The organism is Demequina sp. NBRC 110057, from assembly GCF_002090175.1.
Classification (GTDB): domain Bacteria; phylum Actinomycetota; class Actinomycetes; order Actinomycetales; family Demequinaceae; genus Demequina.
On sequence record NZ_BBRN01000003.1, the window covers coordinates 139,567 to 164,796 of the forward strand.

The window sequence follows — 25,230 nt, forward strand, 5'->3', positions numbered from 1 at the left end:
GCCTACCCTGCGACGGCGTCCGCGCGAAGCTCGCGGACCACGGTCACTCTGATCTCTCCAGCGAAGCTGAAGTCCTTGCTGATGTGCTCGGCAATTGTACGCGCCAGCTCGCCCACCCCGGCGTCGTCGACCTCGTCCGGCTCGACCACGACGCGCACCTCGCGCCCCGCCGCCATGGCGATCACCTTGGACACTCCGTGATGGTCGGCGACAAGGTGCTCGAGGTTCTCCATGCGCTCGATGTAGGCGTCGGCGTCGTCCCGCCTCGCCCCCGGGCGCGCGGCCGAGACCGCGTCGGCGACCTGCACGATGAGGGCCTCAAGGGTCTCGGGGGCGACCTCGTCGTGGTGGGCGGCGATCGCGTTGACGACCTCGGGCGCCTCGCCCTGCTCTCGCGCGTAGTCGGCGCCGAGCGTGGCGTGCGTGCCGGCACGCTCGTGCGTGAAGGCCTTGCCGATGTCGTGAAGGAACGTCGCTCGACGGGCCACCTCGACGTCAGCGCCGAGCTCGCGGGCGATGTCGGCGGCGATCTGACCCGCCTCGACAAGGTGCGACAGGACGTTCTGGCCGTACGAACTGCGCAGCCTGAGACGGCCGAGCGTCACGACCATGTCCTCGGGGACGCCGCGCACCCCGACGGCCTCGACGGCGTCGAGACCGGCCTCGAGGTGGCGCGCCTCGGTGGCGGCGACCGCCTGGTGGTAGGCGGACTCGATGCGGTGAGGGTGGATCCTGCCGTCCTCGATGAGGTCACGCAGCATGACCTCGGCGACCTCGCGGCGCTCCACGTCGAAGGACGACAGCTGCACGGCGTTCACGCCCTCCTCGACGAGCACGTTGACGCCCGTGATGGACTCGAAGGCGCGGATGTTGCGGCCCTCGCGGCCGATGATCCTGCCCTTCATGTCATCGCTGGGAAGGTCGATCCACGTCGCGGCGAACTCGGAGGAGGTGCGCGCCGCCTGGCGCTGCATCGCGCCGATGAGAATCTCGCGCGAGCGACGCTCCGACGAGCTCTTGGCCTGGCGCTCGATCCGCCTGACCTCGGCGCGCGCCTCGTCCTTGGCCTCGATCAAGAGTTCGGTCCGGAGGCGAGTCTTCGCCTCGTCGGGGCTCAGCCCGGCCGCCTCCGCGACGGCACGCCGCGTCTCGGCGGCCACCTCGTCGCGCGCGGACGCCATGCGACGCTCGTCCCGCGCGAGCACTGCCGACCGCTCCTCGAGCGCGCGGGAGTAGGTCTGTGCGGCGCGCTGGTCGGCGGCGAGGTCCTTCTCGCGCTGCGCGACCCGCTCCTCGCGCCGCTGGGCCTCGGAGACCATGTCCCGCGCCTCCTCGCGCATGCCGCGCGTCTCCTCGGACACTGACTTGCGGATGGCCTCGGCCTCGCGGCGCGCGTAAAACACCAGCAGCAGGGACGCCAACAGGAGGACCAAGGTGGCGACGGTGGCAATCAGCTGCGGCACGCGTGCCACCCCCATTCAGGTTCGGTCAGAACACCCTACGCGCCCTGTTCATCGGCGCGTTGCAATTCTTTCACGAGCGAGAACGCGAGCGATGGCGCATAGCCGCGCCGTCCGAGCATCCCGACGACCCGGCGCACGCGTGCGTCCTCGTCGACCGACGACAACTGGTCCCAGCGGCGCCGTGCGAGCGCGGCTGCGGCGTCGCGCTCGTCCTCGTCGGAGATCTGCTCGAGGGCCTCCGTCACGTCCCCCGCGTCGAAGCCCTTGCGCGCCAGCTCCTGCTGGATGGCGCGGCGTGAGCGTCCGCGCTCGGCGTGACGCGTCCGCGCGATGGTCGACGCGAGCGCCGCATCGTCGAGGAGGCCGACCTCCTCGTAGCGCGCGACCACCTCGTCCGCGACGTCCTCGGGGACGTCGCGTGACACGAGGCCGTCGCGCAGCTGCGCACGCGAGCGCGGCGAATGCGTCAGGAGACGCAGCGCGATCTCCCGGGCACGCTCGCCCGGGTCGGTCGCGCCGCGCCCCTGATTCTCGGGTGAGCGGCGCTCGCCTCGCGGCATCAGAAGGTCGAGCCCTCCTGGGCGGCCTCGTCGGCCTCCGCGGCGATCTCCTCGGGGGTGGACCCGACGCCGAGCTTGCGCTTGATCTTCAGCTCGATCTCGTCCGCGAGCTGCGGGTTGTCCTTGAGGAAGTTGCGCGAGTTTTCCTTGCCCTGGCCCAGCTGGTCGCCCTCGTAGGTGTACCAGGCGCCTGACTTCTTGACGAAGCCGTGCTCCACGCCGAGGTCGATGATGCCGCCCTCCTTGGAGATGCCCTGGCCGTAGAGGATGTCGAACTCGGCCTGCTTGAAGGGCGGGGCCATCTTGTTCTTGACGACCTTGACGCGGGTGCGGTTGCCGACCGGGTTGGTGCCCTCCTTGAGGGTCTCGATGCGGCGCACGTCGAGGCGGACGGAGGCGTAGAACTTCAGCGCCTTTCCACCGGTGGTGGTCTCCGGCGAGCCGAAGAAGACGCCGATCTTCTCGCGCAGCTGGTTGATGAAGATCGCGGTGGTGCCGGTGGTGTTGAGCGCGCCGGTGATCTTGCGCAGCGCCTGGGACATGAGGCGCGCCTGGAGGCCCACGTGACTGTCGCCCATCTCGCCCTCGATCTCGGCCTTGGGCACGAGCGCCGCCACCGAGTCGATCACGAGGATGTCCACGCCGCCGGAGCGGACAAGGATGTCGGCGATCTCGAGCGCCTGCTCACCCGTGTCGGGCTGCGAGATGATCAGGTTGTCGGTGTCGACGCCCAGCTTCTTCGCGTACTCGGGGTCGAGCGCGTGCTCGGCGTCGATGAACGCGGCGGTGCCGCCCTGTCGCTGCATGTTCGCGACGGCGTGCAGCGCGACCGTGGTCTTACCGGAGGACTCGGGTCCGTAGATCTCGACGATGCGGCCGCGGGGAAGGCCGCCGATGCCGAGCGCGATGTCGAGCGCGATCGAGCTGGTGGGGATGGCCTCGATGGCGACAGCCTTGCGCTCGCCCAGGCGCATCGCGGATCCCTTGCCGAACTGACGGTCGATCTGTCCGAGCGCGGCCTCGAGTGCCTTCGATCGGTCTGCTGCCTGTGCCATGTCGTGTCCTTGTCCTTCGTGGCATCGCTGCCGTGTCGTGCGGTACGTGTCCGACGCTACGACGCGCCTGTGACATCGGACGGGCGTCGCGCCCCACCGGGGTGCATGACGCCCGCCGTCGCGGGATCCTGTGCACCACAGTAATCGAACATCTGTTCGATCGCAGCGAGCGCGCCGCGGCGTGTCGCGTTAGCGGGGAGGGGGAATCATCCTGGTGCGGTCGCCGCCGTCGCGCTGGCGGGCGGGGACGTCCATCTGCTCGCACCATGCGTGCCAGACGTCACGCGGCGCCGCGCCCGTCTCGAGGGCCTCGGCAACGGTCAGCGACGAGAACCTGTCGAGCGCGAGATCGCGCGCGAGGCTGCGGGCGTAGGCGGCGCCGAACACGTCGTCGGCGAGCGCCCAGAATTCGCTCAGGCGCACTTAGCGGGAGCGCAGCTCGCCGAGGAGCTCCGGCACGGTGTCGGGGATCGACGGCATGACCGCGACACCCTCGAGGGCCTCGGCGGTCTCGAAACGGTCGGACACCTCGCGCAGGATCGCGGACATCGGCACGTCGAGGGCCTCGCAGATAGACGCGAGAAGCTCGGACGAGGCCTCCTTCTGGCCGCGCTCGACCTCCGACAGGTAGCCGAGGGACACCCGGGCACCCGACGAGATGTCACGCAGCGTCTTGCCCTGGGTCAGGCGAGCGTCGCGGAGCACATCTCCGATCTCGGTGCGCAGCACGGGCATGCGTCCCCTCCTCGTGGTCGTGGTGGCGATGACTGGTGTGGTCACGCCGGTTCAACGCAGACTACCCCAGTTGTGTTCCCCGTTACCAGGACCCCTGGTGCGAGGGATCCTCGAGGACCTGCAGCGCCATGGCGAGGGCGGCATCGACGGCGCCGGCACGCACCTGCGCGCGGTCGCCCGCGAGTCGCACCGTCCTGGTGGCCTCGCCGCCGGGCCACACCACCGCCACGCAGACCGTTCCCGGCTCCTTGCCACCATGGGCCTCGGGGCCTGCGACTCCCGTGGTGGCGATGCCGAGGCTGGCGCCGAGCCGCTCGCGGACGCCGCGAGCCATCGCCAGGGCGACGGTCTCGCTCACCGGACCGGGGTCGTCGAGTGGGCCCTGAGGAACGCCGAGCAGGTCGTGCTTGACGTCCACCTGGTAGGCGACCACCCCGCCGCGGACCACCGCGGAGGCCCCTGGCACATCCACGAGGGCGGCGCACAGCGCGCCGCCGGTGAGCGACTCGCCGCACGCGAGGGTCGCGCCGCGCCCGACCGCGGCGGAGACGACGAGGGCGGGGTTAGTGCCTGGCATCGGACGCCGCACGGTGATCGCGCACCGCGGCGGCGATGGTGCGCGCGTAGTCGATGCCGGTGACGACGGCCACGATCGCGGCGGCCACCAGGACCCACCAGGCGATGGCGTCGACCCAGCCGGGGGCGCCGGGGATGAGGAACAGCGTCAGCGACAGCAGCTGCAGTGCGGTCTTGATCTTGCCGCCGCGCGACGCGGGGATCACCACGTCCGAGGCGACCGCGAGGCGACCGAGGGTCACGCCGATCTCTCGCACCAGCAGGATCGCGAGCGGCCACCACGGGATGTCGTCGACCACCACGAGGCACGCGAGCACGCCCAGCACGAGGGCCTTGTCGGCGATGGGGTCCGCGAGCTTTCCGAACGCCGAGACCACCTCCCACCGGCGCGCGAGGTAGCCGTCGAGCCAATCCGTCGCCGCGGCGAAGACGACGAGCACGAGCGCCCACCATCGCGCGGGGCCCTCGGCGCCATCGTCGACGGCCAAGAGGACCACGACGATCGGCACCGCGATGAGTCGCACCGCGGTGAGCGCATTGGGCAGGCTGGCTGTCACGCGTTCACCATAGCCGCCGACCGGCCCCGTGACTGTCACGCCTCCCGCGACGGCCATAATGGCGCGCATGCGTTTCGCTGCTTCCGACCGACCCGCGCGGACGCGGCTCACCCTCACCACCGTGACCGCCGCCGTGGTAGGAATCGGGGCGGGCATGGCCATGGCCGCGGCATCGGGCACCACCGACGCCGGCGTGTCCGCCTCGCCCTCCGCCGCCGCCTCCCCCTCGGCCTCCGCGCCGGCCGCTACGCCGTCCCCGAGCCCCACCGCATCGTCCGCCGCGCCGAGCCCCTCCCCCGAGCCCACTGTCGAGTTCACCCTCGTCGCCGGCGGCGACGTGCTCCCCCACGCACCCGTGGTGCGGTCGGCGACCACGGCATCGGGCATCGACTTTGCGCCCCTCATGGAGGGAATCGCCGACTGGACCGAGGGCGCCGACCTTGCCTTGTGCCACATGGAGACTCCCGTCTCCCCGACCGGCGTCGCGTCGGGCTACCCCGTCTTCGCGGCCCCCGTGGAGCTGGTGCCCTCGCTCGCCGCGGTGGGCTTCGACGGCTGCTCGACGGCGTCCAATCACTCGGTCGACAAGGGCTTCGCGGGGATCGAGGCCACTCACGACGCCTTCGAGGAGGCGGGGCTCGGGTTCGCCGGCACCGCGGTGTCGCAAGACGAGGCGGCGGTCACCCAGTTCTACGAGGTGACCGAGGCGGGGCGCACCATCACCGTCGCCAATGTGTCCTACACCTACGGCCTCAACGGCCTGCCCAAGCCAGAGGGCAAGCCGTGGTCGGTTAACACGTTCGATGCTGACGCCGCCGACGCGGGCCCCATCGTCGAGGCGGCCGCGACCGCTCGCGAGCAGGGGGCCGATGTGGTGCTCGCCTCCGTCCACTGCTGCGTCGAGTACACGACCGAGCCGACGGCGGCGCAACGCAGCATCGCCCAGCAGGTCGCCGACTCCGGCGAGGTTGACCTCTACATCGGCCACCACGCCCACGTCCCCGAGCCCCTGGAGCTGCTCGAGGGAGGCCCCGACGGGAGCGGCATGTGGACTGCCTTCGGGCTGGGCAACTTCCTGTCGAACCAGGGCACCCAATGCTGCGTCGCGGACACCAACTCCGGCGTCCTGCTCGCGGCCACAATCGCCGTCGATCCGGACGGCGGCGTCGCCGTGGACGCCGGCTGGACAGGCATTACCGTCGACCGCCTCGACGGTCACCGCATGCACGTGCTGGGAGACATCCTCGACGACGGCGCCGGCACCCTCACCGCAGCGGAGGCCAAGGCCAGGCACGCGCGGGTTGGCGCCGCCGTCGGCGACGCCGCGAGAGAGCTGGACGCTCCCCCGGAGGCGTTGGCCGACTCCGTCACGGCGTTGCCGCGTACGGCCGATGCGGTGGCCGAGGCAACATCGGCCGACGCGACGGCGTCGTCCCGGCAGTAGCCGTCAGGCTTCGGCGGCGCCGAAGTCGAGCGGTGTGGACGCGTCGTAGGGGCGCGGGTCGATGAGGCTCGACACCACGGGCGAGCCGTGGTCGATGACCGCCTGCGCGGGCTGCGCGACGCCGAACAGCCACCCCTGGCCGTACCGCCAGCCACACTGTGCCAGGAACTCTGCCTGCGCCTCGGTCTCGATGCCCTCCGCGATGGTGGCGAGGCCCAGCTCGCGGGCAAGCGCTCCCAGCGCGCGCGAGACGCGCGCACCGGCGGGGTCCTCGGGGATGCCGGCGACGAAGGACATGTCGAGCTTCACGCCCGACACGGGCAGGTCGCGCAGGTAACTCAGCGGGGACACCCCGGTGCCGAAGTCGTCGAGCAGGATCGGCACGCCGGCGTTACGCAGCTCGGTGAGCTCGTGCCTGATCCGCGTGTTGGGGGCGACGAGGGACGCCTCGGTGAGTTCGACCACGAGGCGCTGCGGGCTGAGGTGGTGACGGCCGATGGCCGACAGCACCCTGTCCGCGAACTCGGAGTCGCCCAGTTGGTCCGCCGACACGTTGAGGGACACCCACGTGTGCTGGCTTGGCCCCTCTGCGAGGAACGTGGCTGCCTGGTCCACGAGCGCGGCGCCGAGCCGCGTCGAGAGGTGACGGTCGTCGAGGTGCGGCAGGAACGCGCCGGGAAGCAGCATGCCGCGCGTGGGGTGCTGCCACCTCACGAGGGCCTCGTACCCCACCACCGTGCGCGTCGCGAGCTCGAGAATCGGCTGGTAGTGCAGGACAAGCTCGCCGCGCTCGATCCCCTCCGCGAGCTCGGAGATGATCGCCGACGACGTGTCGGAGGCCGTGTGCATCGTCGCGTCGAACACCTCGGTGCGGGACTTGCCGTTCTGCTTGGCGCGGTACATCGCCGCATCGGCCGCGCTGAGCAACGTGGCGGCGCCGCCCGAGACGGTGTCGTCGTCCGCCAGGGCGATGCCGATCGAGGCGTGAAGCGTGAGCTGGTGACGCTTGACCGGCAGGGGGCGCTTCAGCCCGTCGTGGATGTCCGAGGCGATCGAGTACATCGTCTTCGAGACATCGGCGTCCTGGACGACGATCACGAACTCGTCGCCGCCGATGCGCGCCACGGTCCCGTGCGCACCCGTCGCCGCCCGCAGGATCCCCGCCACGTGCGCCAGGGCGCTGTCGCCCGTCGCGTGTCCGAAGCGGTCGTTGAGCGCCTTGAAGCCGTCGAGGTCGACGGCCATGGCGCCCACCCTCATGCCGGGGTCTGGCTGGTCGAGCACGTCCTGCAGGACCTCGTGGAGCAGCGTGCGGTTGGCGAGCCCCGTCAGCGGGTCGTGCATCGCGCGGTGCGCCATGAGCTCCGTGTGCATGCGGTCGTCGGTGGAGTCGCGCACCTGGACCACGTAGTGGTCGGGGGCCCCTCCCGCGTAGCGCACGAGCCCGACGTCGAGCACCGCCCACACCACGTTGCCGTCGGCGCGCACGTAGCGCTTCTCGACGCTGAAGCGGTTCTGGTGGCCCTCGTACAGGCGCTGCAGCTGGTCGGCCTCAGCGCGCAGGTCCTGCGGGTGGCTCAGCGCGCTGAACGGCGTTCCCCGCAGGGAAGCGACGGTGGCGCCCATCATTTCGGCGAAGGCGCGGTTGACCTCCATGAGGCGCCATTCGAGGTCGACGAGGGCCATCCCGACCGGCGCGTTCTCCATCGCCTTGCGGAACTGCGCGTCCGAGCGGCTGATCGCCTCGGCCGCCTCTCGCAGGCCTGACGTGTCCATGATGGTCACCACCGTGACCGGGCCGTCATCGAGCCCCTCGGGCACCAGCCGCGACCTCACCTGCACCCATCGGATGTCGTCCGCCCCGCGGCGGCCGGGGACGCCCACGATGCGCGGCGCGGGGTCGTTGGTGCCGATGCCGAAAGCCTGGCGCAGCAGGATGGGGCGAACCCTGTCGTCGACCGCCTTGAGGTTCAGGCGCGACAGGGGCCTTCCCACCGCATCGGCCCTCGACACGCCGAGCACCGACGCGGCGACGTCCGACAGGAGGGCGATCTCGTCGCTCTGCGTGACGATGAGGATGCCGTCGCGGGTGGAGGACATCACGGCCTCGAAGCGCCGCTCGAGGCGACGCTCGCGCGCCACCACCTGGTCCCGCGCCTCGCGGGCGCGCTGAGAGCGCCAGAAGAAGAACAACGCCAGGGCGGCCAGCACCAGCACCAAGATCGTGACCGATACGGCCACCGCCGGCTGCTGGAACAGCTCTACGAGTCCTCCCACGGTGCGTCCTCAGCCTCCTCGTCGATGCCCTGGTCCCCCGCAGGCGCGGGATTCTCACCACGAAGAATAGCGAGAGTTCCAGCGAGATCGTCAGGACGCACCAGGACGTCGCGAGCCTTGGATCCCTGCGAGGGGCCCACGATCTCGCGGGTCTCGAGGAGGTCCATGAGGCGGCCGGCCTTCGCGAAGCCCATCTTGAGCTTGCGCTGCAGCATCGAGGTGGAACCCAGCTGCGTCGTGATGACCAGCTCAGCCGCCGCGATGAGGTCGTCGAGGTCGTCGCCGATGTCCGCGTCCACGACGGCGCTCTGCGCCGCCTGGGTGACGTCGTCGCGGTACTCCGGGTCGGCCTGGCGCTTGGTGTGCTCCACGGCGGCGTGGATCTCCGTCTCCGAGACCCACGAGCCCTGCACGCGCATCGGCTTCGACTCGCCCATCGGCAGGAACAGGGCGTCACCCTGGCCGATGAGCTTCTCCGCGCCGGGCATGTCGAGGACCACGCGGCTATCGGCAAGCGACGACGTCGCGAAGGCGAGGCGGCTGGGCACGTTGGCCTTGATGGTTCCGGTGATGATGTCGACCGAGGGCCGCTGCGTGGCCAGCACCAGGTGGATGCCGGCGGCACGGGCGAGCTGCGTGATGCGCTGGATGGACTCGTCGACGTCGCGCGGCGCGACCATCATGAGGTCGGCGAGCTCGTCGACGATCACCAGCAGGTACGGGTAGGTGGTGAGCACGCGGTTGGACCCCGGCAGCGGCTTGACCTTGCCGGAGCGCACTCCCTTGTTGAAGTCGTCCACGTGCTTGAAGCCGAACATCGCCAGGTCGTCATAGCGCATGTCCATCTCCTTCACCACCCACTCCAGGGCCTGCGCGGCCTTCTTGGGGTCGGTGATGATGGGCGTGATGAGGTGCGGGATGCCCTCGTAGATGGTGAGCTCGACGCGCTTGGGGTCGACCAGCACCATGCGCACCTCGTCGGGCGTGGCGCGCATGAGGATCGACGTGATCATCGAGTTCACGAACGACGACTTACCGGCACCGGTCGCACCCGCCACCAACAGGTGAGGCATCTTGGCAAGGTTCGCGAGCACGTAGCCGCCCTCGACGTCCTTGCCGATGCCGATCGCCATGGGGTGGTCGTTCTTCTGCGCGGCCGCCGACCGCAGCACGTCGCCGAGCGCGACGGTCTCGCGGTCCACGTTCGGGATCTCGATGCCGATGGCCTTCTTGCCGGGGATCGGCGACAGGATGCGCACGTCCGGGCTCGCCACCGCGTAGGCGATGTTCTTCGACAGGTTGGTGATGCGCTCGACCTTCACGCCCTGGCCGAGCTCGACCTCGTAGCGCGTGACCGTCGGGCCGCGCGTGAAGCCGGTGACCGTGGCGTCCACCCCGAAGTCGTCGAGCACCGCGGTGAGCGCCTCGACCACGCGGTCGTTGGCGGCGGAGCGCGCCTTGTGCGGCGCGCCCTGCACGAGGGCGTCCATGCTGGGCAGCACGTAGGGGCGCGCGTTCTCGAGCTCGCCCTGCTCCCCCGCCGGCACGAGGCTCGTCATCATCGGAGCGGCGTGTTCCTGCGTGGCGACGTCGTCAGGATCGCGGCCGTCCGCATCGGCCTCGTCGTCGGCGTAGGGCGAGACGGGTCCTGTCGTGGTGGTGAGGACCTCGGTGGCCTGCGTGGGCGCCGCGTGGTCGTCGCGGTACGCGGTGCCAGCGTCGGCCTCGTCGTCGTAGCCGTCGACGTCGTAGACGGCGGTCGGCGCGTCGGCGCGGGCGGCGCGGTCGACGGAGGTGTCGAAGGCGTGGTCGGCCTCGTAGGCGTCAAGGTCGGGCTCCACCACGTCGTCGGCGCGCCTGCCAGGCAGCAGGCTGCGACGCTTCTTGGGGGCCTTGGGCGCCTTGGGCTCGGGGCCGCGCGCGAGGGTCCGATGCTCGGGAAGGTCGAGCTCGTCGTCGTCGGCCTCGGCGTGGCCGCCGAAGCGCTCGCGCACCACGGCGACAAGCTCGCGGATCGGCATGCCGATGACCACGAGGATGCCCAGCAGCGTCAGCAGGATCAGCACAATCACCGCGAGCGGCGTGGACAGCAGGTTGGCGAGGCCATTGCCGATGATCCAGCCGACGAACCCGCCGGCGTCGCGCATGGCCTCCCAGCCGCCCGACGGGCTCGGGGTGTCCTCGGCGATGGCGATGAGCCCCGTGATGGTGAGGACCAGGATGACCGCACCGAGCGTGAGCCGGTGGTTGGCCTGCTCCTCCTGGGGAGCGCGGAACAGCCGCACCGCCAGGGCCGTCAGGAGGATCGGCAGGAGGATGGCGACGATGCCGACAGCGCCTGCCACGAGGAAGTGAATGGCGGTGCCGGCCCAGCTGGGCATGCCGAACCATTCGCGCGCGGCGATGAGGATCGACGCGATGATGAGGAGGATGGCCTGGCCATCGCGGCGCACCTCGGGGCTCACCTCGCGGGCGCCGTGGCCAATCGAACGGACGCCGGAGCCGACGGCCCCCGACACGCCCCTGCCCAGCGCCGCGATGCCGCGCAGGATCGCGGGCGGCTGCTGGGGAGCGTTCTTGGCCGAGCCGCCCTTCGCGGGGGCGCGCTTGGCCGCGGGCTTACTGCCGGTGCTCGCAGGGCGTGAAGGTGCCATGGTCCCGGACCCTACCGCCGCGGCGCCCGCGCGGGGCGTTGCCACCCCGCGCGTGGGCGCATCGGCTTAGGACTCGATGACGATCGGGATGATCATCGGGCGGCGACGGAGCTTGGTGCCCACGTAGCGGCCGAGCACACGCCTCATCACCTGCTGGAGCTGGTGGTTGTCGGCGGTGCCGGTGGCGGCCGCCTCCTCGAGAGCGTTCTTGATCTTGGGCAGGATCGCGTCGAACACCGCGTCGTCCTCGGCGAGGCCGCGGGCGTGCACCTCGGGACCGGACACGACGGTGCCGTTCGACGAGTCGACCACCGCAAAGACGGACACGAAGCCCTCCTCGGAGAGGATCCGCCTGTCCTTCAGCTCGGTGTCCGTGATCTCGCCGACCGAGGACCCGTCGACGTACACGTTGTGCACCTCGACGGCCCCCACGACCCTGGCGACCCCGTCCTTGAGGTCGACCGCGACGCCGTTCTCGGCGAACATGACGTTCTTCTCCGGCACGCCGGTCTTCATCGCGAGCTTGCCGTTGGCAAGCAGGTGGCGCACCTCGCCGTGGATGGGCATCACGTTCTTGGGGCGCACGATGTTGTAGCAGTACAGCAACTCGCCGGCGCTCGCGTGGCCGGAGACGTGAACGCGCGCGCTGCCCTGGTGGACCACCGTGGCGCCCAGGCGCATGAGGCCGTTGATCACGCGGAACACGGCGTTCTCGTTGCCGGGGATGAGCGAGGAGGCGAGGACCACGAGGTCGCCGGGGCCCACGCGCAGCTTGTGGTCGAGGCTCGCGATGCGGCTGAGCGCCGCCATCGGCTCGCCCTGGGAGCCCGTGCACATGTACACGATCTTCTCCGGCGGCAGGTCGTCGGCCTTCTTGGCGTCGATGAGGATGTTCGCCGGCACCTTGAGGTAGCCGAGGTCGGCGGCGATGTTCATGTTGCGCACCATCGAGCGGCCCACGAAGGCCACGCGGCGGCCGTGCGCGTGGGCGGCGTTGATGACCTGCTGCACGCGGTGCACGTGGCTCGAGAAGCTGGCGACCACGATCCGGCCGGTGGCCTGCGCGAAGGTCTGGTCGAGCACCGGGGTGATCTCCACCTCGGACGCCGTGAAGCCGGGCGACTCGGCGTTTGTCGAGTCCGTCATGAACAGGTCGACGCCGCGCTCGCCGAGCTTGGCGAAGGCGCGCAGGTCGGTGATGCGGCCGTCGAGCGGAAGCTGGTCCATCTTGAAGTCACCGGTGCCGAGCACGGTGCCGGCCGAGGTGGTGATGAAGACCGCGAGCGCATCCGGGATCGAGTGGTTGACCGCGACGAATTCGAGGCCGAACTTGCCGAGCTGCTCCTCCTGGCCCTCCTTGACCGCGAGGGTGTAGGGCTTGATGCGGTGCTCCTGCAGCTTCGCCTCGATGAACGCGAGCGTCAGCTGCGAGCCGATGATCGGGATGTCCTGGCGCAGGCGCAGGAGGTACGGCACGGCGCCGATGTGGTCCTCGTGACCGTGCGTGAGGACGATCGCCTCGATGTCGTCGACGCGGTCCTCGATGTAGGCGAAGTCCGGCAGGATCAGGTCGACGCCGGGCTGGTGGTCCTCGGGGAACAGCACGCCGCAGTCGACGATGAGCAGGCGGCCGTCGATCTCGAAGACCGTCATGTTGCGGCCCACCTCGCCGAGGCCGCCCAGCGGCACGATGCGCAGGGTGCCGGGCTCGAGAGCGGGGGGCTCGTTCAGCTCGGGGTGGAAGGTCACGTCACTCCTTAGGGGATGGGGACGCCTGCGGCGCGCAGCGCGGACGCGAGCGAGGTGTACTCCTCGTCGTCGAGCGGCAGCAGCGGCAGGCGCATGTGGCGCCCCGGGATGACGCCGAGCAGCTGCATCGCAGCCTTGGCGTTCGCGGCCCCGGGGCCGGAAAAGATGGCGTCGTGCACGGGGAGCAGCTCCTCGTGGAGACGATCGGCGGTTGCGGTGTCGCCGGCGTCGTGCGCGGCGATCATCGCGGCAATACGCTCGCCCGCGGCGTGCGCGCTGACGGAGACGACTCCCGCGGCTCCCGCGCGGAGAAACTCGAGGGTCAGCGGGTCGTCGCCCGAGTACCAGGCGAGGCCCGTGCGAGCGATCCTGTCCTTCGCGGCCGCCACGTCGCCGGCGGCGTCCTTGTTGGCCACGATCGTCTCGATCTGAGCCAGGGAGTCGAACGACTCATCGCTCAGCGCGACGCCCGTGCGTCCGGGAATGTCGTACAACATCACCGGCAGTTCCGTCGCGCCGGCGATGGCCGACAGGTGCGCGACGATGCCCTTCTGCGAGGGCTTCGAGTAGTAAGGCACGAGCGCGAGGACGCCGTCGACGCCGGCCTCAGCGGCCTGCTCGGCCATCATGACCGCGTGAGCGGTGTCGTTCGAACCCGCGCCAGCGATGAGGGTGGCACGGTCACCCACGGCCTCGACGAGAGCGGCCGTCAGCTCGGCCTTCTCGGGGGCGTGAGTGGTGGGCGCCTCGCCCGTGGTTCCGGAGATCACGAGGCCGTCCGACCCGTGGTCCACCAGGTACTTCGCGACGTTCACCGCGCCATCGATGTCGAGGGTTCCATCGGCGTGCATGGGCGTCACCATGGCGGTGAGCACCGTCCCGAACGGGCGCTGGGCAGTCATGGGCCCCAACCTATCGTGTCCGGCGCCCGTGGACGGCCGATGCAGGGGGCCGCTCAGCGCTCGCCGCGGGTGGCGACGGTGAGCAGCAGGGCGCAGTCGGTGACCGCCTCGACGCCGTGGCGGGCGGGCGGGATGACCAGTAGGTCGCCGGCGCCGAGGGCCATCTGCCCCTCCCCCACGGTGAACGTGATCTCGCCCCTCAGCACCTGCAGCGTCGCCTCGCCCGGGCTGTCGTGTTCATGAAGCGCGTTCCCGCCGGCGATCGCGATGAGGGTCTGGCGCAGGTCCTCGTGGTGGTCGCCCTTGAGCGTCACCGAGTGGCGGCCGCTGGAGGCCTCATACGCCAAGGCCAACTGCTCGTCGACGAGCGTCTCGAGGTCAACCACCTTGAACATGTCCACTCTCCCTCGCGCCTCGGTGCCGTGCTGCCAGTCAACCGCACCCGGGCAAAGCCTGCGCGGTGAGCCGGCCCCACCATCGGCCCGGCGTACCCTGTCGCCATGGCCGCCATCCCCACCCCGTACGAGGACCTGCTGCGCGACGTGCTCGCCACCGGCACCCGCAAGGACGACCGCACGGGAACGGGGACCCTGTCCGTGTTCGGGCGCCAGCTGCGCTACGACCTCTCGCAGGGCTTCCCGCTCATCACGACCAAGCGCGTGCACGTGAGGTCCGTGGTGGGCGAGCTGCTGTGGTTCCTGCGCGGCGACACCAACGTGCGCTGGCTTCAGGAGCGCGGCATCTCTATCTGGGACGAGTGGGCCGACGCCGACGGCGAGCTGGGCCCGGTCTACGGCTACCAGTGGCGGTCGTGGCCGGCGCCGGACGGCACGCATGTGGACCAGATCGCGCAGGTCATCGAGTCGATCAGGACCAACCCCGACTCCCGACGCCACCTCGTCTCCGCCTGGAATCCGGCGCTCGTGGACGAGATGGCGCTGCCCCCGTGCCACGCGATGTTCCAGTTCTACGTGGCCGACGGCAAGCTGTCGTGCCAGCTCTATCAGCGCTCCGCGGACCTGTTCCTTGGCGTGCCGTTCAACGTCGCGTCGTACGCGCTGCTGACCCACATGATCGCCGCGCAGACGGGGCTCGAGGTGGGCGACTTCGTGTGGACCGGCGGCGACTGCCATATCTACGGCAACCACCTCGAGCAGGTCGAGCTCCAGTTGAGTCGCGAGCCGTACCCCTACCCGACGCTGCGCCTTCCCGCGAAGGACTCGCTGTTCGACTACGACATCGACGACGTGGTGATCGAGGGCTACCAGCACCACCCCGGCATTAAGGCGCCGGTCGCCGTCTGATGGCGATCACAGCGATCTGGGCGCAGGCCCGCGACGGCTCCGGCCGCCCCGTGATCGGCGCCGGCGGCGACATGCCCTGGCACCTTCCCGAGGACCTCAAGCGTTTCTCGTCGCTCACCCGCGGCGGCGCGGTGGTCATGGGTAGGCGCACGTGGGAGTCGTTTCCCGAGCGGTTCCGGCCGCTTCCCGGCCGCGTCAACGTTGTCGTCACCTCCGCCCCGTCACTGCCGGGGGCCGATGCTGTGGTGGGCTCGCTCGCGGCGGCCCTCGAGGCCGCGGCTCGCCTGACGCCGAACGGCGAGGTGTGGGTGATCGGCGGCGGCCGCGTCTACGGCGCGGCGCTCGAGGCGGTCGACCGGCTCGAGGTCACCGAGATCGACCTCGAGGTGGACGGCGACACGTTTGCCCCCGCGGTCGACCCTGCCGTGTGGGAGCAGGTCGAGGACTCGGGCTGGCGCGACTCCGCCACCGGGCCCCGCCACCGCTTCCTCACGTACGCGCGGCGCTGATCGCCGCCATGACGGCACCCTTTCGCGTTCCCGTGCGCGTCGAGACCGAGCGCCTCGTCCTGCGGCACTGGGATCCCGATCGCGACGTCGATGACTACCACGCGCTCATCGTCGACAACGCCGACCGCCTGCGCCGGTGGATGCCCTGGGCGGCGCACGAGCCCCTGAGCCGCGCCGACCACGCCCAGTGGCTGGCCCAATGCGCTGCATGGGCCGAGCAGGGCGGCCGGACATTTCTCGCGATCACCGACGCCGCGACCGGCCGCGTCATCGGCTCGGCCGGGCTGCACCCCACGAACTCGCCGCGCACGCGGGAGATCGGCTACTGGCTCGCGCACGGGAGCGTCGGGCGGGGCCTTGCCACCGAGGTCGTGGTCGCCCTGACCGAGGTCGCGTTGGGCTCCGCGCGGGCGAATCGCATCGAGATCCTCACACTTCCCGACAATGCTTCCGCGATCGCCGTGGCGCGGCGGGCGGGGTTCCACGACGAGGGCCTGACGCATGACACCCACGCGGGAGTGCCGATGGCGCTGTGGGCCGCCGGTCACACCTGGAACGGCCCGTGCCGCGTCCGTAGGATCGCTCGATGAGTCCCGCCTGGCAGATCCCCCCGCGCCTCGAGACCGCGCGTCTCACGATCCGCGCCTACGAGCCGTCGGACGCCGCCGCTCTCCATGCGCTCGTGCTCGCCAACGTGGGGCGCCTGCGCCCATTCATCCCGTGGGCGGCGCGGGAGCCTCTCACGCTCGACGAGCGTCGTGCGCTGCTCGAGGACTACGCGAACAGCTTCGCAGCCGGAGAGAACTTTCGTTTCGCCATCCAGGAGCGCGCGAGCGGCGAGATGATCGGCGGCGTCAGCCTCCACACCCGGGTGGGGCCCGACGCGCTCGAGATCGGCTACTGGATCGGCGCGGAACACGAGGGCGGTGGCCTGGTGTCCGAGGCGGTGTCCGCGGTGTCACGTGAGGCGCTGGAGGCCGGGGCCGCGCGGGTCGAGATCTGGTGTACGCCCCAGAACAGTCGCTCCGCCGCGGTGGCCGCTCGGTGTGGTTTCACATTCGACGGCGAGCGCGTCCGAGACGGCCTCGCCTTGTCCGTGTGGATACTTGCCGCATGACTCCTCCTTGGCACGTCCCCTCCCGCATCGAGACCGCTCGCCTGGTGCTGCGGCCGTACGTGGCGGCCGATGCCGAGCAACTCGTCGACGTCATCCCTCGCAACCTCGCCCACCTGAGCCCGTACATGGAGTGGACGCGGTTCGAGCCGCAGACAGTGGAGCAGCGCCGGGAGTGGATCGCCGGCGAGGCCGCCAAGACCGCGGCGGGGACCGAGTTCACCATGGGGATGTTTGACGCCGAGGGAGTGCTCGTCGGCGGCACGGGGTTCCATGTGCGGACGGACCCCGACGGACTCGAGATCGGGTATTGGATCGACGCCGCGCACGAGGGCACGGGGCTCGCGACGGAGGCGGCCGCTGCCCTGACGATCGTCGCCCTCGAGGTGGCCGGCGCCGAGGTGGTGACCATCGGCCACGCGCCCACGAATGCCCGCAGCGCGGCGATCCCGCGCAGGCTCGGCTACACGCAGCGCGATCTTGGCGGCAAGGAGTGCTTCGACGCGGGCGAGATGGCTCCCGCCGTCGAGTGGGTGGCCGACGCCGCGACCCTCACCCGCGAGCCCCTCGCCTCCTGGCCGCGCCCGGCGGTGCGCTGACGGCACGCCGGCGCGCGACCCCGGGCGCTGGATGGCCCGCGGGCTGCGCGGCATCTGCCACACTGCCGGGCATGCCCCGCCTCGACGCCGCCCGCCAGCAGGCCGTGTCGGTGTCGCTCGCGACCGGGGCGTACGGCCTCAGCTTCGGCGCCCTGTCGGTGGCCGCCGGCCTCGACGTGTGGCAGACCATGGCGCTCAGCCTGCTGGTCTTCTCGGGTGGATCCCAGTTCGCGTTCATCGGCGTCATCGCGGGTGGCGGCTCCGGCGCGGCGGCCGTCGCGACGTCGACCCTGCTGGGCGTCCGCAACGGCTTCTACGGGATCGCGCTCGCGCCCTTCATGAGGCCGATGCGCCCACTCACCCGTGCCGCCGCCGCCCAGGTCACCATCGACGAGTCGACAGCCGTCGCCCTCGCCCAGCCTGCCGATGACGTCGCGGCCCGCCGCGTAGCCTTCTGGTGGACAGGCGTGGGGGTGTTCCTCGCCTGGAACGCGATCACACTCGTGGGTGCGCTGCTGGGATCCGCGATCGGCGACCCCGCCGACTGGGGCCTCGACGCCGCCGCGGCCGCCGCGTTCCTCGGGCTGCTGTGGCCGCGACTGGCGAGCCGGCGCGCCCAGGCGGTGGCGGCGGCATCGGCCGTGGTCGCGCTTGCCCTCACTCCCCTGCTGCCGGCCGGGCTTCCCATCCTCGCCGCGGCCGCCGTCGCGATCGCCGCCGGCTGGCGCGCGCCTGGCGAGGAGGTGCCCGAGTGAGTCCCTACGCATGGACCTGGGTCGCCGTCGCCGCGGCGGCGGCGCTCGCCTTCCTCACGAAGTACGCGGGTCACGTGGTGCCCGAGGCGTGGCTAGAGAACCCTCGCGTGCACCGCGTCGCGGGATTCGTGACCGTGGGACTCTTGGCGGCCCTGTTTGCCACCCAGGCCCTCGCCTCCGGCTCCACGATCGTCGTCGACGCCCGCGTCGCCGCGGTCGCCGTCGCCGCGGTGCTGCTGTGGCGCCGCGCGCCCTTCATCGTGGTGGTCATCGCGGCGGCCGCCGTCGCCGCGGGGCTACGCCTGCTCGGCTGGGGATGACCGGCGCGCGGCGCGTCTAGGCTTGTCCCCATGCCTACCGCCGATGTCTCCGCCCGCCCCGCCGTCCCCGGTGACGAGGAGGCGATCGCGGACATCCAGCTCGCGGCCTGGCGCACCACTCTGGGAGCCGATGCCGTGGCCGACCTCCCGCGCGACCAGATCGTCGCGCAGTGGGGCTCGGCCATCGAGGCGCCGCCGTCGCGCGAGCACCGCATGTTCGTCGCGACCGACGGCCCCCACGTGGTGGGCTTCGCCGCTCTCGCGCAGGGCGAGATCATCGCGCTCGAGGTGGCGCCCGAGCACCGCCGCTACGGGCACGGCTCCCGTCTGCTCGCCGCGTGCGTCGACACGTTGCGCATCCTCGGCACCTCGCCCGTGCGCACCTGGGCCATCGAGGGCGACACCGTGCGGGAGGCCTTCCTCACGTCCGCGGGCTTTGCCGAGGGCGGCATCCGCCGCGGCATGGACGGCCCCGGCGGCGAGATGGCCGAGCTGATGTGGCGCGCCGAGATCGGCCAGTAACGCCCTAGCGGCTCTCGCGGTACAGCTGCGCAGCGTGGCGCAGCGATCGCCTCGCCATCGAGCGGTCGCGGTTGGCGTCGTACGCCCACGCGACGGTGAACCAGGCGCGCCAGTCCCCCGCGTTGAGTTCGGCCTGCGCCCGGGCGTTGTCGAAGATGGCCTGCGCGGCGTCCTCCGTCAGCTGGCCGTTGGGAAGCCGCTCGCCATCGTGCAGGGGCAGCCCGCCCTCGGCCTCCAGCTCGTCCGCCATGCGCTGCACCGTGGTGCCCAGTCGCCACTCGACGAGCACGTACCAGGCACCGATCGCCGGCAACACCAGCAGGGCGACCCCGAGCCCCTTGGCGGCCCAGGCATCGGCCCCGAGGAAGGCGAATGCGTACTGCGCGACGAACGCCAGGTACAGGCACAGCAGCACCGTCATCGCGGTGGCCGCGAGGAACGCTGGGCGGCGGAAGATGCCCATCTACAGGCTCATGTAGCCGTCGAGGCCCACCGTCAGGCCAGGGTGGCGGTCGATCTCGCGGATGCCGAGCAGGACGCCGGGCATGAAGGACGTCCTGTCGAACGAGTCGTGACGCAGCGTGAACTGCTCGCCGGGGTTACCCAGCAGCACCTCCTCGTGCGCGGTGAGGCCGCGCAAGCGCACAGCGTGGACACGGACGCCCTCGACAAGCGCGCCGCGGGCGCCGTCGGGGTCGTGCTGGGTCGCGTCCGGCGAGGGGCCGATGCCGGCGGCGGCCCGCGCCGCGGCGATGCCGGCCGCGGTGTGGTGCGCGGTTCCGGACGGGGCGTCGAGCTTGTCGGGGTGGTGCATCTCGACGACCTCGACCGACTCGAAGTAGGGAGCTGCTGCGGCAGCGAAGCGCATGGCCAGCACCGCGCCGAGTGCGAAGTTGGGGGCGATGAGCACGCCGATCTCGGGGCGCTCGCGCAGGTGTTCCTCGACGCGCGCGACGGCGTCCTGGGTCCAGCCGGACGTGCCGACCACGGCGTGGACGCCGGCGTCGATGAGGGCGTGGACGTTGGCCTCGGAGGCCTCGGGGACGGTGAAGTCCACGGCCACCGTGGCCTGGGCGCGGGCTGCCTCGACCACGTCGTCGGCCGCATCGAGACGGGCCACGACCTGCATGTCGTCCGCCCCCGTCACGGCCTCGACGACGGTGGAACCCATGCGCCCCGAGGCGCCCAGCACGGCGACATTGATCATGTCGACGAGCCTACCGGGCGCCCCGGGGCCTCATGACGGGCCTAGCCGTTCATCGTGGGCGGCTGGAAGTCGCCTCCCCCGCCGCTCGGCGGCGTGAAGCCCTCGGGCATCTGAAACTCATCCGAGTCCTCCGACTCGGAGTCGAGGCCGCCCAGCAGGCCGCTCGACTCGGACTCCTCCTCGTCGGTCGTGAGCTCCTGGGTGAGGTCCGCGAGCGCCACGTCGGCGCCGCTGTCGAGGCCGGAGACGACCTCCGTGTACTCGGTGCCGATGGCGCCGGTCACGATGGGGGTCTCCGTGACCGCGCCGTCGTCGCCGACCACCTGAACGGTGGCGTCGCCGGCGGCGTCGCTGATCGCCGAGGTGGGCACGACCAGCACATCGGTCGAGGCCGCGACGGTGATGGTCATCCTCGTCGCGGCGCCGATGCGGATGTCGATGCCGGGGTCGGGCACCGCCACCGCCACCGCATACGACTGCTGGTACGCGTTGCCCGAGTTGACGTTCGAGACGCTCGACACGGAGCCCTCCACCACGTCGCCGGTGCTGGTCAGGGTCAGTTCGGCATCCTGGCCGACCTCAAGCAGCTGCGCCTCCGTGAGGGTCACCGACAGGTTGACCACATACGAGTTGTCGGCCACCAGCGTGATCACGGCGGCAGTGTCCCCGGCCGTCACGTCGTCACCCGCGGAGAAGCCCACGGCGACGATCTCGCCCGCGACCGGCGCGGTGAGCTCGGCGTACTCAAGCCGCTGCTGGGCGACGGCGAGGTCGGCCTCGGCCGCCGTGATCTCGGCCTTGTCCGCGAGGATGTCGGCCGCCGTCGGCACGGACTCCTCGATGGCGGCGCCACCGGAGCCGGACATCGAGGAGTCCATCGACGCGTCGCCGCCTCCGTCACCCTCGCTGGGGGTCATGCCCTCCATGCCGGAGGCGTCTCCCTCGAGGGAATCGCCTCCCGCCTCGGGCTGCATGCCGTCCGATCCTGCCTCGGTGCCGTCACCCTGCGCGCCGGCGTCGCCACCGGGAGCCGTGGTGTCGCCGCCGGCGGCGTCGCCGTCGCCCGCGTCCGTGCCGGTGTCATCACCCTCATCGGTGCCGTCCGAGTCGCCGCTCGCGGCGGCATCCTCGAGGGCCTGCTGGTACGCCGCCACCGCGTCGTCCACTGCCGTGGCGAGGTCCATCAGCTCGGCCTGCGCAGCGATGGACTCCTGCGAGGCGGTGAGGGCCGCATCGGTGGCATCCTGGCACGCGGTGAGCGCGTCCGTCAGGGTCGAGTCGGTGGTCTCGGTCTCGGTGCCGTCACCGGTGTCGGTGCCGTCGCCGCCGTCCGTCGTGTCGTCGCCGCTCGCCGAGGTGAAGTCGGCGCAGATGGTCTGGGCGTCCGCCGAGGCCTGGTCGGCCGCCTCGAGGGCAGCCTGGGCGATGTCGTACTGGTCCAGGAGCGCCTGCTGCGCGTCGAGAAGCGCCTGGCGTGCCTCCTCCACGGCGTCGGTCGACGTCGCGTCGTCGGCGGCCTGGACGACAGTTCCCGCAGCGGTGGCCACCGCATAGGCGACAGTCATGACGGTGGCCGTGGACTCCTCGCCACCCGTCGAGGAGGAGACCTCCGACGCCGAGTCGGACGAGTCGTCGCTCTGCGCGTCGAGGTCGTCGGCCAGGGTCTCCTCCGCCTCGCTGAGCGCCTCCTTGGCCTCGGAGACGGCGTCCTCGAGGTCGGTAAGGTCGAGTGAGGCGAGCGTATCGCCGGCCTCGACGGAGTCCCCGACGACGACGTCGACGGTGTCCACGGTGCCGTCGACCTGGAAGCCAAGGTCGCTGCGGCTGGCCGACTCGATGGCACCGGTCGTGGTCAGGGTCTGCGTCACGTCACCCTTCGACGCGGTCGCGGTGCGGTACGTCGCGGAGGACTGCGACGCACCGGTGAGCGTGATGCCGCCCACCACCGCTACCACGGCGACGGGGACGACCGCGAGGCGCCAGCCCCAGCGGCGCCCTGTCGTGGTCTCGGTCATCACTCACCCGCCGAGTCGAGGGAGTCGAGCTCGTCGCCGGCGCCACCGGGGCCGCCCATGCCGCCACCCATGCCGCCGCGCATGCCCCCGAAGCCGCTCGTGCAGCCCTCATCGGTCGCCTCGGACAGCGCGATCGTGGTCGCGTCGTAGCCGCCCGACGAGTCGGACTCGCCCTGGGCGGTCATGCACATGCCAACCTCGATCGCGTCAGAGTCGGTCGCCTCGGTGCCGGTGACGGTCGCGTCGTCGGCGAGCGTCACGTCGGTGGTCTCACCCTCGCTGTCCTCGACGCTCAGGGTGCCGTCGCCGATCGCCGTCACGGCGCCGGTCACGAAGGATCCGCCGAAGCCGCCCTCGGGCATCTCACGCTCGGGCATCTCGCCGTCGGAGGGCGCTTCCATGCCCTCGGGCATCGCGGTGGGCATATCGGAGGGCACCTCGCCGTCGGACGGCATCTCCATGCCCTCGGGCATCTGGCCACCGCCACCGCCGAAGCCCGCGGCGCACGTGCCGTCGTCGTCGGCGTCGGAGACGGACACGGAGGTCGCGGTGTCGTCGTCACCCAGGACGACGACCACGCACTGGCCCTCCTCGATGTCCGCAAGCGCGATCTCGACCTCGGTCGTGACCTCGGTGTCGTCGGTGAAGCGCACCGCGGTCTGCGAGTCGCCATCCTGCACCTGGGCGGTGCCGTCGGAGACGTAGGCGACCTCGCCGCTTACGCCGGACGGCTGGAAGTCGCCCTGGCCGCCCGCCTGCGGCTGGCCGCTTGCCTCGGGCACCGCGGAGGTGGCCGTCTCCGCACCGGCCGAGGCGCTCGCGTCCGCGTCGCTGTCGCCGCCGGAGCAGCCGGCGAGGAGCACGGCACCGAGGCCGATCATCGCGAGGGTCTGAGAGGTACGGGTCTTGTTCATAGCTGGGGTCCTTTCGTCGGGCACGTTTACTGGTCTCGAAGGGCGTCAATGGGGGCGAGCTTGGCGGCGCGCGCGGCGGGATAGACACCGAACACGGCGCCGATGCCGACCGCGACCACCACGGACACGATGAGTGCGAGGCCCGAGATGACGATGGTCGAGCCGAGCACGCTTGGCAGCGCGAGGGCGAGGCCGACGCCGATGATGACGCCGATCGCGCCACCGCTGAGGCCCAGGATCATGGCCTCGATGAGGAACTGGTTGCGGATGGTCGCCGGGGCGGCGCCGAGCGCCTTGCGCAGGCCGATCTCGCGGGTGCGTTCCGTCACCGACACGAGCATGATGTTCATCACGCCGATGCCGCCGACGAGCAGTGCCAGCGCGGCGATGCCCGTGAGGAGGATGGTCAGCTGCTCGTACACCGAGGTGGCGGCGTCGATCAGCGAATCCTGCACATCGATGGTGAAGTCCGCGTCGTCGACCGAGCTGATGCCGTGCATGTTGAGCAGCAGGGTCTGGGCCTCCTGGGAGGCGGCGCTCAGCACGTCGGAGGACGCGGCCTTGATGTAGATGGTCTGCACCGACTCGCTATTGCCCGAGTCGTCAAGGGTCTCCACCATCGTGTTCATGGGCACCACGGCGATGTCATCGAGCGACGTGTCGCCCGACGAGCCGGCCTCGGCAAGCACGCCGACGATCTCGAAGGTGTCGCCGTCGATCGTCACGTCCTGACCCACGACAGCGGTCGAGCCGAACAACTCGGTGGCCGTCTCGGAGCCCAGCACGATGACGTGGGCGGCCGAGGACTCGTCGTCCTCCGTGAAGAAGTCTCCGTACATCAGTTCACGCGAACGGACATCGGTCCAGCTCGTGGAGGTTCCCGTCACGGTGGTGGTCCAGTTGCTCTCGCCATACTCGAGCGAGAGGTCGGCGGTCTTCTCGGCCGCCACGCCCACGGCATCGGGCACCGCCACGTCGGAGGCGAGCGCATCGGCGTCGCTGAGCGTCAGCGTCTCCGCGCTGCCGAACCCGCCGCGCATTCCCGAGTCGTCGGTGGACGAGCCGGGCGAGACGATCAGCAGGTCGGAGCCGAGCGACGCGATCTGGTCGGACACGTCCTTCTGGGTACCGAGCCCGAGGCCCACCGTGAGGACCACGGACGCGATGCCGACGACGATGCCGAGCATCGTCAGCAGCGAGCGCATCTTATGGCTGCGGATGGCACTCCACGAGCTACTGAGGAGATCGGCGGTTCTCACTTGGCGATCCCCATTCCCTCGCCGACGAACTGGCCGTCGGTGACGTTGTAGACGGTCTGGGCACGCGCTGCGACGTCGCCCTCGTGGGTGATGAGCACGATCGTCGCGCCCTCACCGTGCAGGTCGTCGAGCATGCCGAGCACATCGGCGGTCGAGCGCGAGTCAAGGTTTCCCGTGGGCTCGTCGGCGAGCACGATGGCCGGCTCGGTCACCAGGGCGCGCGCGATCGCCACGCGCTGCTGCTGGCCTCCGGACAGCTGACCGGGGTGGTTGCGCGCCTTGTCCGCGAGCCCCACGCGGTCGAGCGCGGCGAGGGCGCGCTCACGGCGCTCCCCCGGTGCCACGCCTGCGTAGACGAGCGGCAGCTCGACATTGCCGACGGCGGTCAGGCTCGGCAGCAGGTGAAACTGCTGGAACACGAAGCCGATGCGGCGGTTACGCGCGGACGCCAGGGCGTCCTCGTTCATGTGCGACACGTCCTCGCCGGCGAGCACGTAACTGCCGGAGGTGAGGACGTCGAGGCAGCCCAGGATGTTCATCAGGGTCGACTTGCCGGAGCCCGAGGGACCCACGATGGCGACGTACTCGCCCGGATAGATCTGGCAGTCGATGCCGCGCAGCGCCTCGAACTCGATGTCGCCGGTGAGATAGGTCTTGCGCGCGGCGGTCAGCTCGATGACGGGAGCATCGGGGTCGAGCGCCGCGGTGATGGTGGGAGTCATATGACGGTCCTTGTCGTG

Annotated in this window: 27 protein-coding genes; 9 read left to right on the plus strand and 18 right to left on the minus strand. The window is 71.0% G+C overall.

Going from position 1 to position 25,230, the window contains the following annotated elements:
• Positions 1-2 precede the first annotated feature (2 nt).
• From rny to pgsA, 7 genes are all read right to left on the minus strand, one after another.
• Positions 3-1,463, minus strand: coding sequence for a ribonuclease Y (gene rny, locus B7K26_RS00640; protein WP_234998643.1), 1,461 nt, complete (start codon positions 1,461-1,463; stop codon positions 3-5).
• A gap of 35 nt (positions 1,464-1,498) precedes the next feature.
• Positions 1,499-2,023, minus strand: coding sequence for a regulatory protein RecX (locus B7K26_RS00645; RefSeq protein WP_084076764.1), 525 nt, complete (start codon positions 2,021-2,023; stop codon positions 1,499-1,501).
• On the minus strand, positions 2,023-3,078 hold the full coding sequence (gene recA / locus B7K26_RS00650) for a recombinase RecA (protein WP_084076765.1): 1,056 nt from the start codon (positions 3,076-3,078) through the stop codon (positions 2,023-2,025). The genes B7K26_RS00645 and recA overlap by 1 nt, the downstream gene beginning before the upstream one ends.
• A 189-nt stretch (positions 3,079-3,267) precedes the next feature.
• Positions 3,268-3,501: a DUF3046 domain-containing protein gene (locus tag B7K26_RS00655; protein WP_084076766.1), complete on the minus strand. Its 234-nt coding sequence runs from the start codon at positions 3,499-3,501 to the stop codon at positions 3,268-3,270.
• A complete protein-coding gene (locus tag B7K26_RS00660) occupies positions 3,502-3,813 on the minus strand; it encodes a helix-turn-helix domain-containing protein (protein ID WP_084076767.1) in 312 nt (103 codons plus the stop codon). It lies immediately after the preceding gene.
• A gap of 82 nt (positions 3,814-3,895) precedes the next feature.
• On the minus strand, positions 3,896-4,390 hold the full coding sequence (locus tag B7K26_RS00665; RefSeq protein ID WP_084076768.1) for a CinA family protein: 495 nt from the start codon (positions 4,388-4,390) through the stop codon (positions 3,896-3,898).
• The gene (gene pgsA / locus B7K26_RS00670; protein WP_200810906.1) at positions 4,377-4,946 is read right to left on the minus strand and encodes a CDP-diacylglycerol--glycerol-3-phosphate 3-phosphatidyltransferase; all 570 of its coding nucleotides are present in this window, start codon (positions 4,944-4,946) and stop codon (positions 4,377-4,379) included. The genes B7K26_RS00665 and pgsA overlap by 14 nt, the downstream gene beginning before the upstream one ends.
• 67 nt (positions 4,947-5,013) lie before the next feature.
• Here pgsA and B7K26_RS00675 point away from each other — a divergent pair, with 67 nt between their 5' ends.
• Positions 5,014-6,390 (plus strand): CapA family protein, encoded by a 1,377-nt coding sequence (locus B7K26_RS00675; protein WP_234998644.1) that lies wholly within the window; start codon positions 5,014-5,016, stop codon positions 6,388-6,390.
• Between the two features lie 3 nt (positions 6,391-6,393).
• Here the strand turns inward: B7K26_RS00675 and B7K26_RS00680 are convergent, their stop codons facing one another.
• From B7K26_RS00680 to B7K26_RS00700, 5 genes are all read right to left on the minus strand, one after another.
• On the minus strand, positions 6,394-8,667 hold the full coding sequence (locus tag B7K26_RS00680; RefSeq protein ID WP_084076770.1) for a bifunctional diguanylate cyclase/phosphodiesterase: 2,274 nt from the start codon (positions 8,665-8,667) through the stop codon (positions 6,394-6,396).
• Positions 8,652-11,321, minus strand: coding sequence for a DNA translocase FtsK (locus B7K26_RS00685; RefSeq protein WP_084076771.1), 2,670 nt, complete (start codon positions 11,319-11,321; stop codon positions 8,652-8,654). The genes B7K26_RS00680 and B7K26_RS00685 overlap by 16 nt, the downstream gene beginning before the upstream one ends.
• 66 nt (positions 11,322-11,387) lie before the next feature.
• On the minus strand, positions 11,388-13,070 hold the full coding sequence (locus B7K26_RS00690) for a ribonuclease J (protein ID WP_084076772.1): 1,683 nt from the start codon (positions 13,068-13,070) through the stop codon (positions 11,388-11,390).
• Between the two features lie 8 nt (positions 13,071-13,078).
• On the minus strand, positions 13,079-13,972 hold the full coding sequence (gene dapA, locus B7K26_RS00695) for a 4-hydroxy-tetrahydrodipicolinate synthase (RefSeq protein WP_084076773.1): 894 nt from the start codon (positions 13,970-13,972) through the stop codon (positions 13,079-13,081).
• A gap of 53 nt (positions 13,973-14,025) precedes the next feature.
• Complete coding sequence (locus B7K26_RS00700) at positions 14,026-14,367, minus strand: cupin domain-containing protein (protein WP_084076774.1); 342 nt, start codon at positions 14,365-14,367, stop codon at positions 14,026-14,028.
• A 105-nt stretch (positions 14,368-14,472) separates the two neighbouring features.
• On the opposite strand from B7K26_RS00700, the gene B7K26_RS00705 reads away from it, so the two are divergent.
• From B7K26_RS00705 to B7K26_RS00740, 8 genes are all read left to right on the plus strand, one after another.
• Positions 14,473-15,276, plus strand: a complete 804-nt coding sequence (locus tag B7K26_RS00705) for a thymidylate synthase (RefSeq protein WP_084076775.1) — start codon at positions 14,473-14,475, stop codon at positions 15,274-15,276.
• The gene (locus tag B7K26_RS00710) at positions 15,276-15,785 is read left to right on the plus strand and encodes a dihydrofolate reductase (RefSeq protein WP_084076776.1); all 510 of its coding nucleotides are present in this window, start codon (positions 15,276-15,278) and stop codon (positions 15,783-15,785) included. The genes B7K26_RS00705 and B7K26_RS00710 overlap by 1 nt, the downstream gene beginning before the upstream one ends.
• 8 nt (positions 15,786-15,793) lie before the next feature.
• Entirely contained in the window at positions 15,794-16,375 is a 582-nt protein-coding gene (locus B7K26_RS00715; RefSeq protein ID WP_084076777.1) for a GNAT family N-acetyltransferase, read from the plus strand.
• Positions 16,372-16,902 (plus strand): GNAT family N-acetyltransferase, encoded by a 531-nt coding sequence (locus B7K26_RS00720; RefSeq protein ID WP_084076778.1) that lies wholly within the window; start codon positions 16,372-16,374, stop codon positions 16,900-16,902. The genes B7K26_RS00715 and B7K26_RS00720 overlap by 4 nt, the downstream gene beginning before the upstream one ends.
• Positions 16,899-17,498 (plus strand): GNAT family N-acetyltransferase, encoded by a 600-nt coding sequence (locus B7K26_RS00725; RefSeq protein WP_084076779.1) that lies wholly within the window; start codon positions 16,899-16,901, stop codon positions 17,496-17,498. The genes B7K26_RS00720 and B7K26_RS00725 overlap by 4 nt, the downstream gene beginning before the upstream one ends.
• Before the next feature lie 71 nt (positions 17,499-17,569).
• On the plus strand, positions 17,570-18,253 hold the full coding sequence (locus B7K26_RS00730) for an AzlC family ABC transporter permease (RefSeq protein ID WP_084076780.1): 684 nt from the start codon (positions 17,570-17,572) through the stop codon (positions 18,251-18,253).
• Positions 18,250-18,573 carry an AzlD domain-containing protein gene (locus tag B7K26_RS00735; protein ID WP_084076781.1) on the plus strand — a complete coding sequence of 108 codons (324 nt, stop codon included), beginning with the start codon at positions 18,250-18,252 and terminating at the stop codon, positions 18,571-18,573. The genes B7K26_RS00730 and B7K26_RS00735 overlap by 4 nt, the downstream gene beginning before the upstream one ends.
• Positions 18,574-18,603: 30 nt before the next feature.
• Positions 18,604-19,095: a GNAT family N-acetyltransferase gene (locus tag B7K26_RS00740; protein WP_084076782.1), complete on the plus strand. Its 492-nt coding sequence runs from the start codon at positions 18,604-18,606 to the stop codon at positions 19,093-19,095.
• A 4-nt stretch (positions 19,096-19,099) separates the two neighbouring features.
• Here the strand turns inward: B7K26_RS00740 and B7K26_RS00745 are convergent, their stop codons facing one another.
• Genes B7K26_RS00745 through B7K26_RS00770 form a run of 6 tightly spaced genes read right to left on the minus strand, consistent with a single transcriptional unit; the run spans position 19,100 to position 25,212 of the window.
• Positions 19,100-19,558 carry a hypothetical protein gene (locus tag B7K26_RS00745; RefSeq protein ID WP_084076783.1) on the minus strand — a complete coding sequence of 153 codons (459 nt, stop codon included), beginning with the start codon at positions 19,556-19,558 and terminating at the stop codon, positions 19,100-19,102.
• Positions 19,559-20,302, minus strand: a complete 744-nt coding sequence (gene dapB / locus B7K26_RS00750) for a 4-hydroxy-tetrahydrodipicolinate reductase (RefSeq protein ID WP_084076784.1) — start codon at positions 20,300-20,302, stop codon at positions 19,559-19,561. It abuts the gene before it with no gap.
• A 41-nt stretch (positions 20,303-20,343) separates the two neighbouring features.
• Positions 20,344-22,317, minus strand: coding sequence for a biotin/lipoyl-binding protein (locus B7K26_RS00755; protein WP_084076785.1), 1,974 nt, complete (start codon positions 22,315-22,317; stop codon positions 20,344-20,346).
• Entirely contained in the window at positions 22,317-23,231 is a 915-nt protein-coding gene (locus B7K26_RS00760) for a hypothetical protein (protein ID WP_084076786.1), read from the minus strand. The genes B7K26_RS00755 and B7K26_RS00760 overlap by 1 nt, the downstream gene beginning before the upstream one ends.
• 26 nt (positions 23,232-23,257) lie before the next feature.
• Positions 23,258-24,490 carry an ABC transporter permease gene (locus B7K26_RS00765; protein WP_234998645.1) on the minus strand — a complete coding sequence of 411 codons (1,233 nt, stop codon included), beginning with the start codon at positions 24,488-24,490 and terminating at the stop codon, positions 23,258-23,260.
• Positions 24,487-25,212: an ABC transporter ATP-binding protein gene (locus tag B7K26_RS00770; protein ID WP_084076788.1), complete on the minus strand. Its 726-nt coding sequence runs from the start codon at positions 25,210-25,212 to the stop codon at positions 24,487-24,489. The genes B7K26_RS00765 and B7K26_RS00770 overlap by 4 nt, the downstream gene beginning before the upstream one ends.
• Positions 25,213-25,230 lie beyond the last annotated feature (18 nt).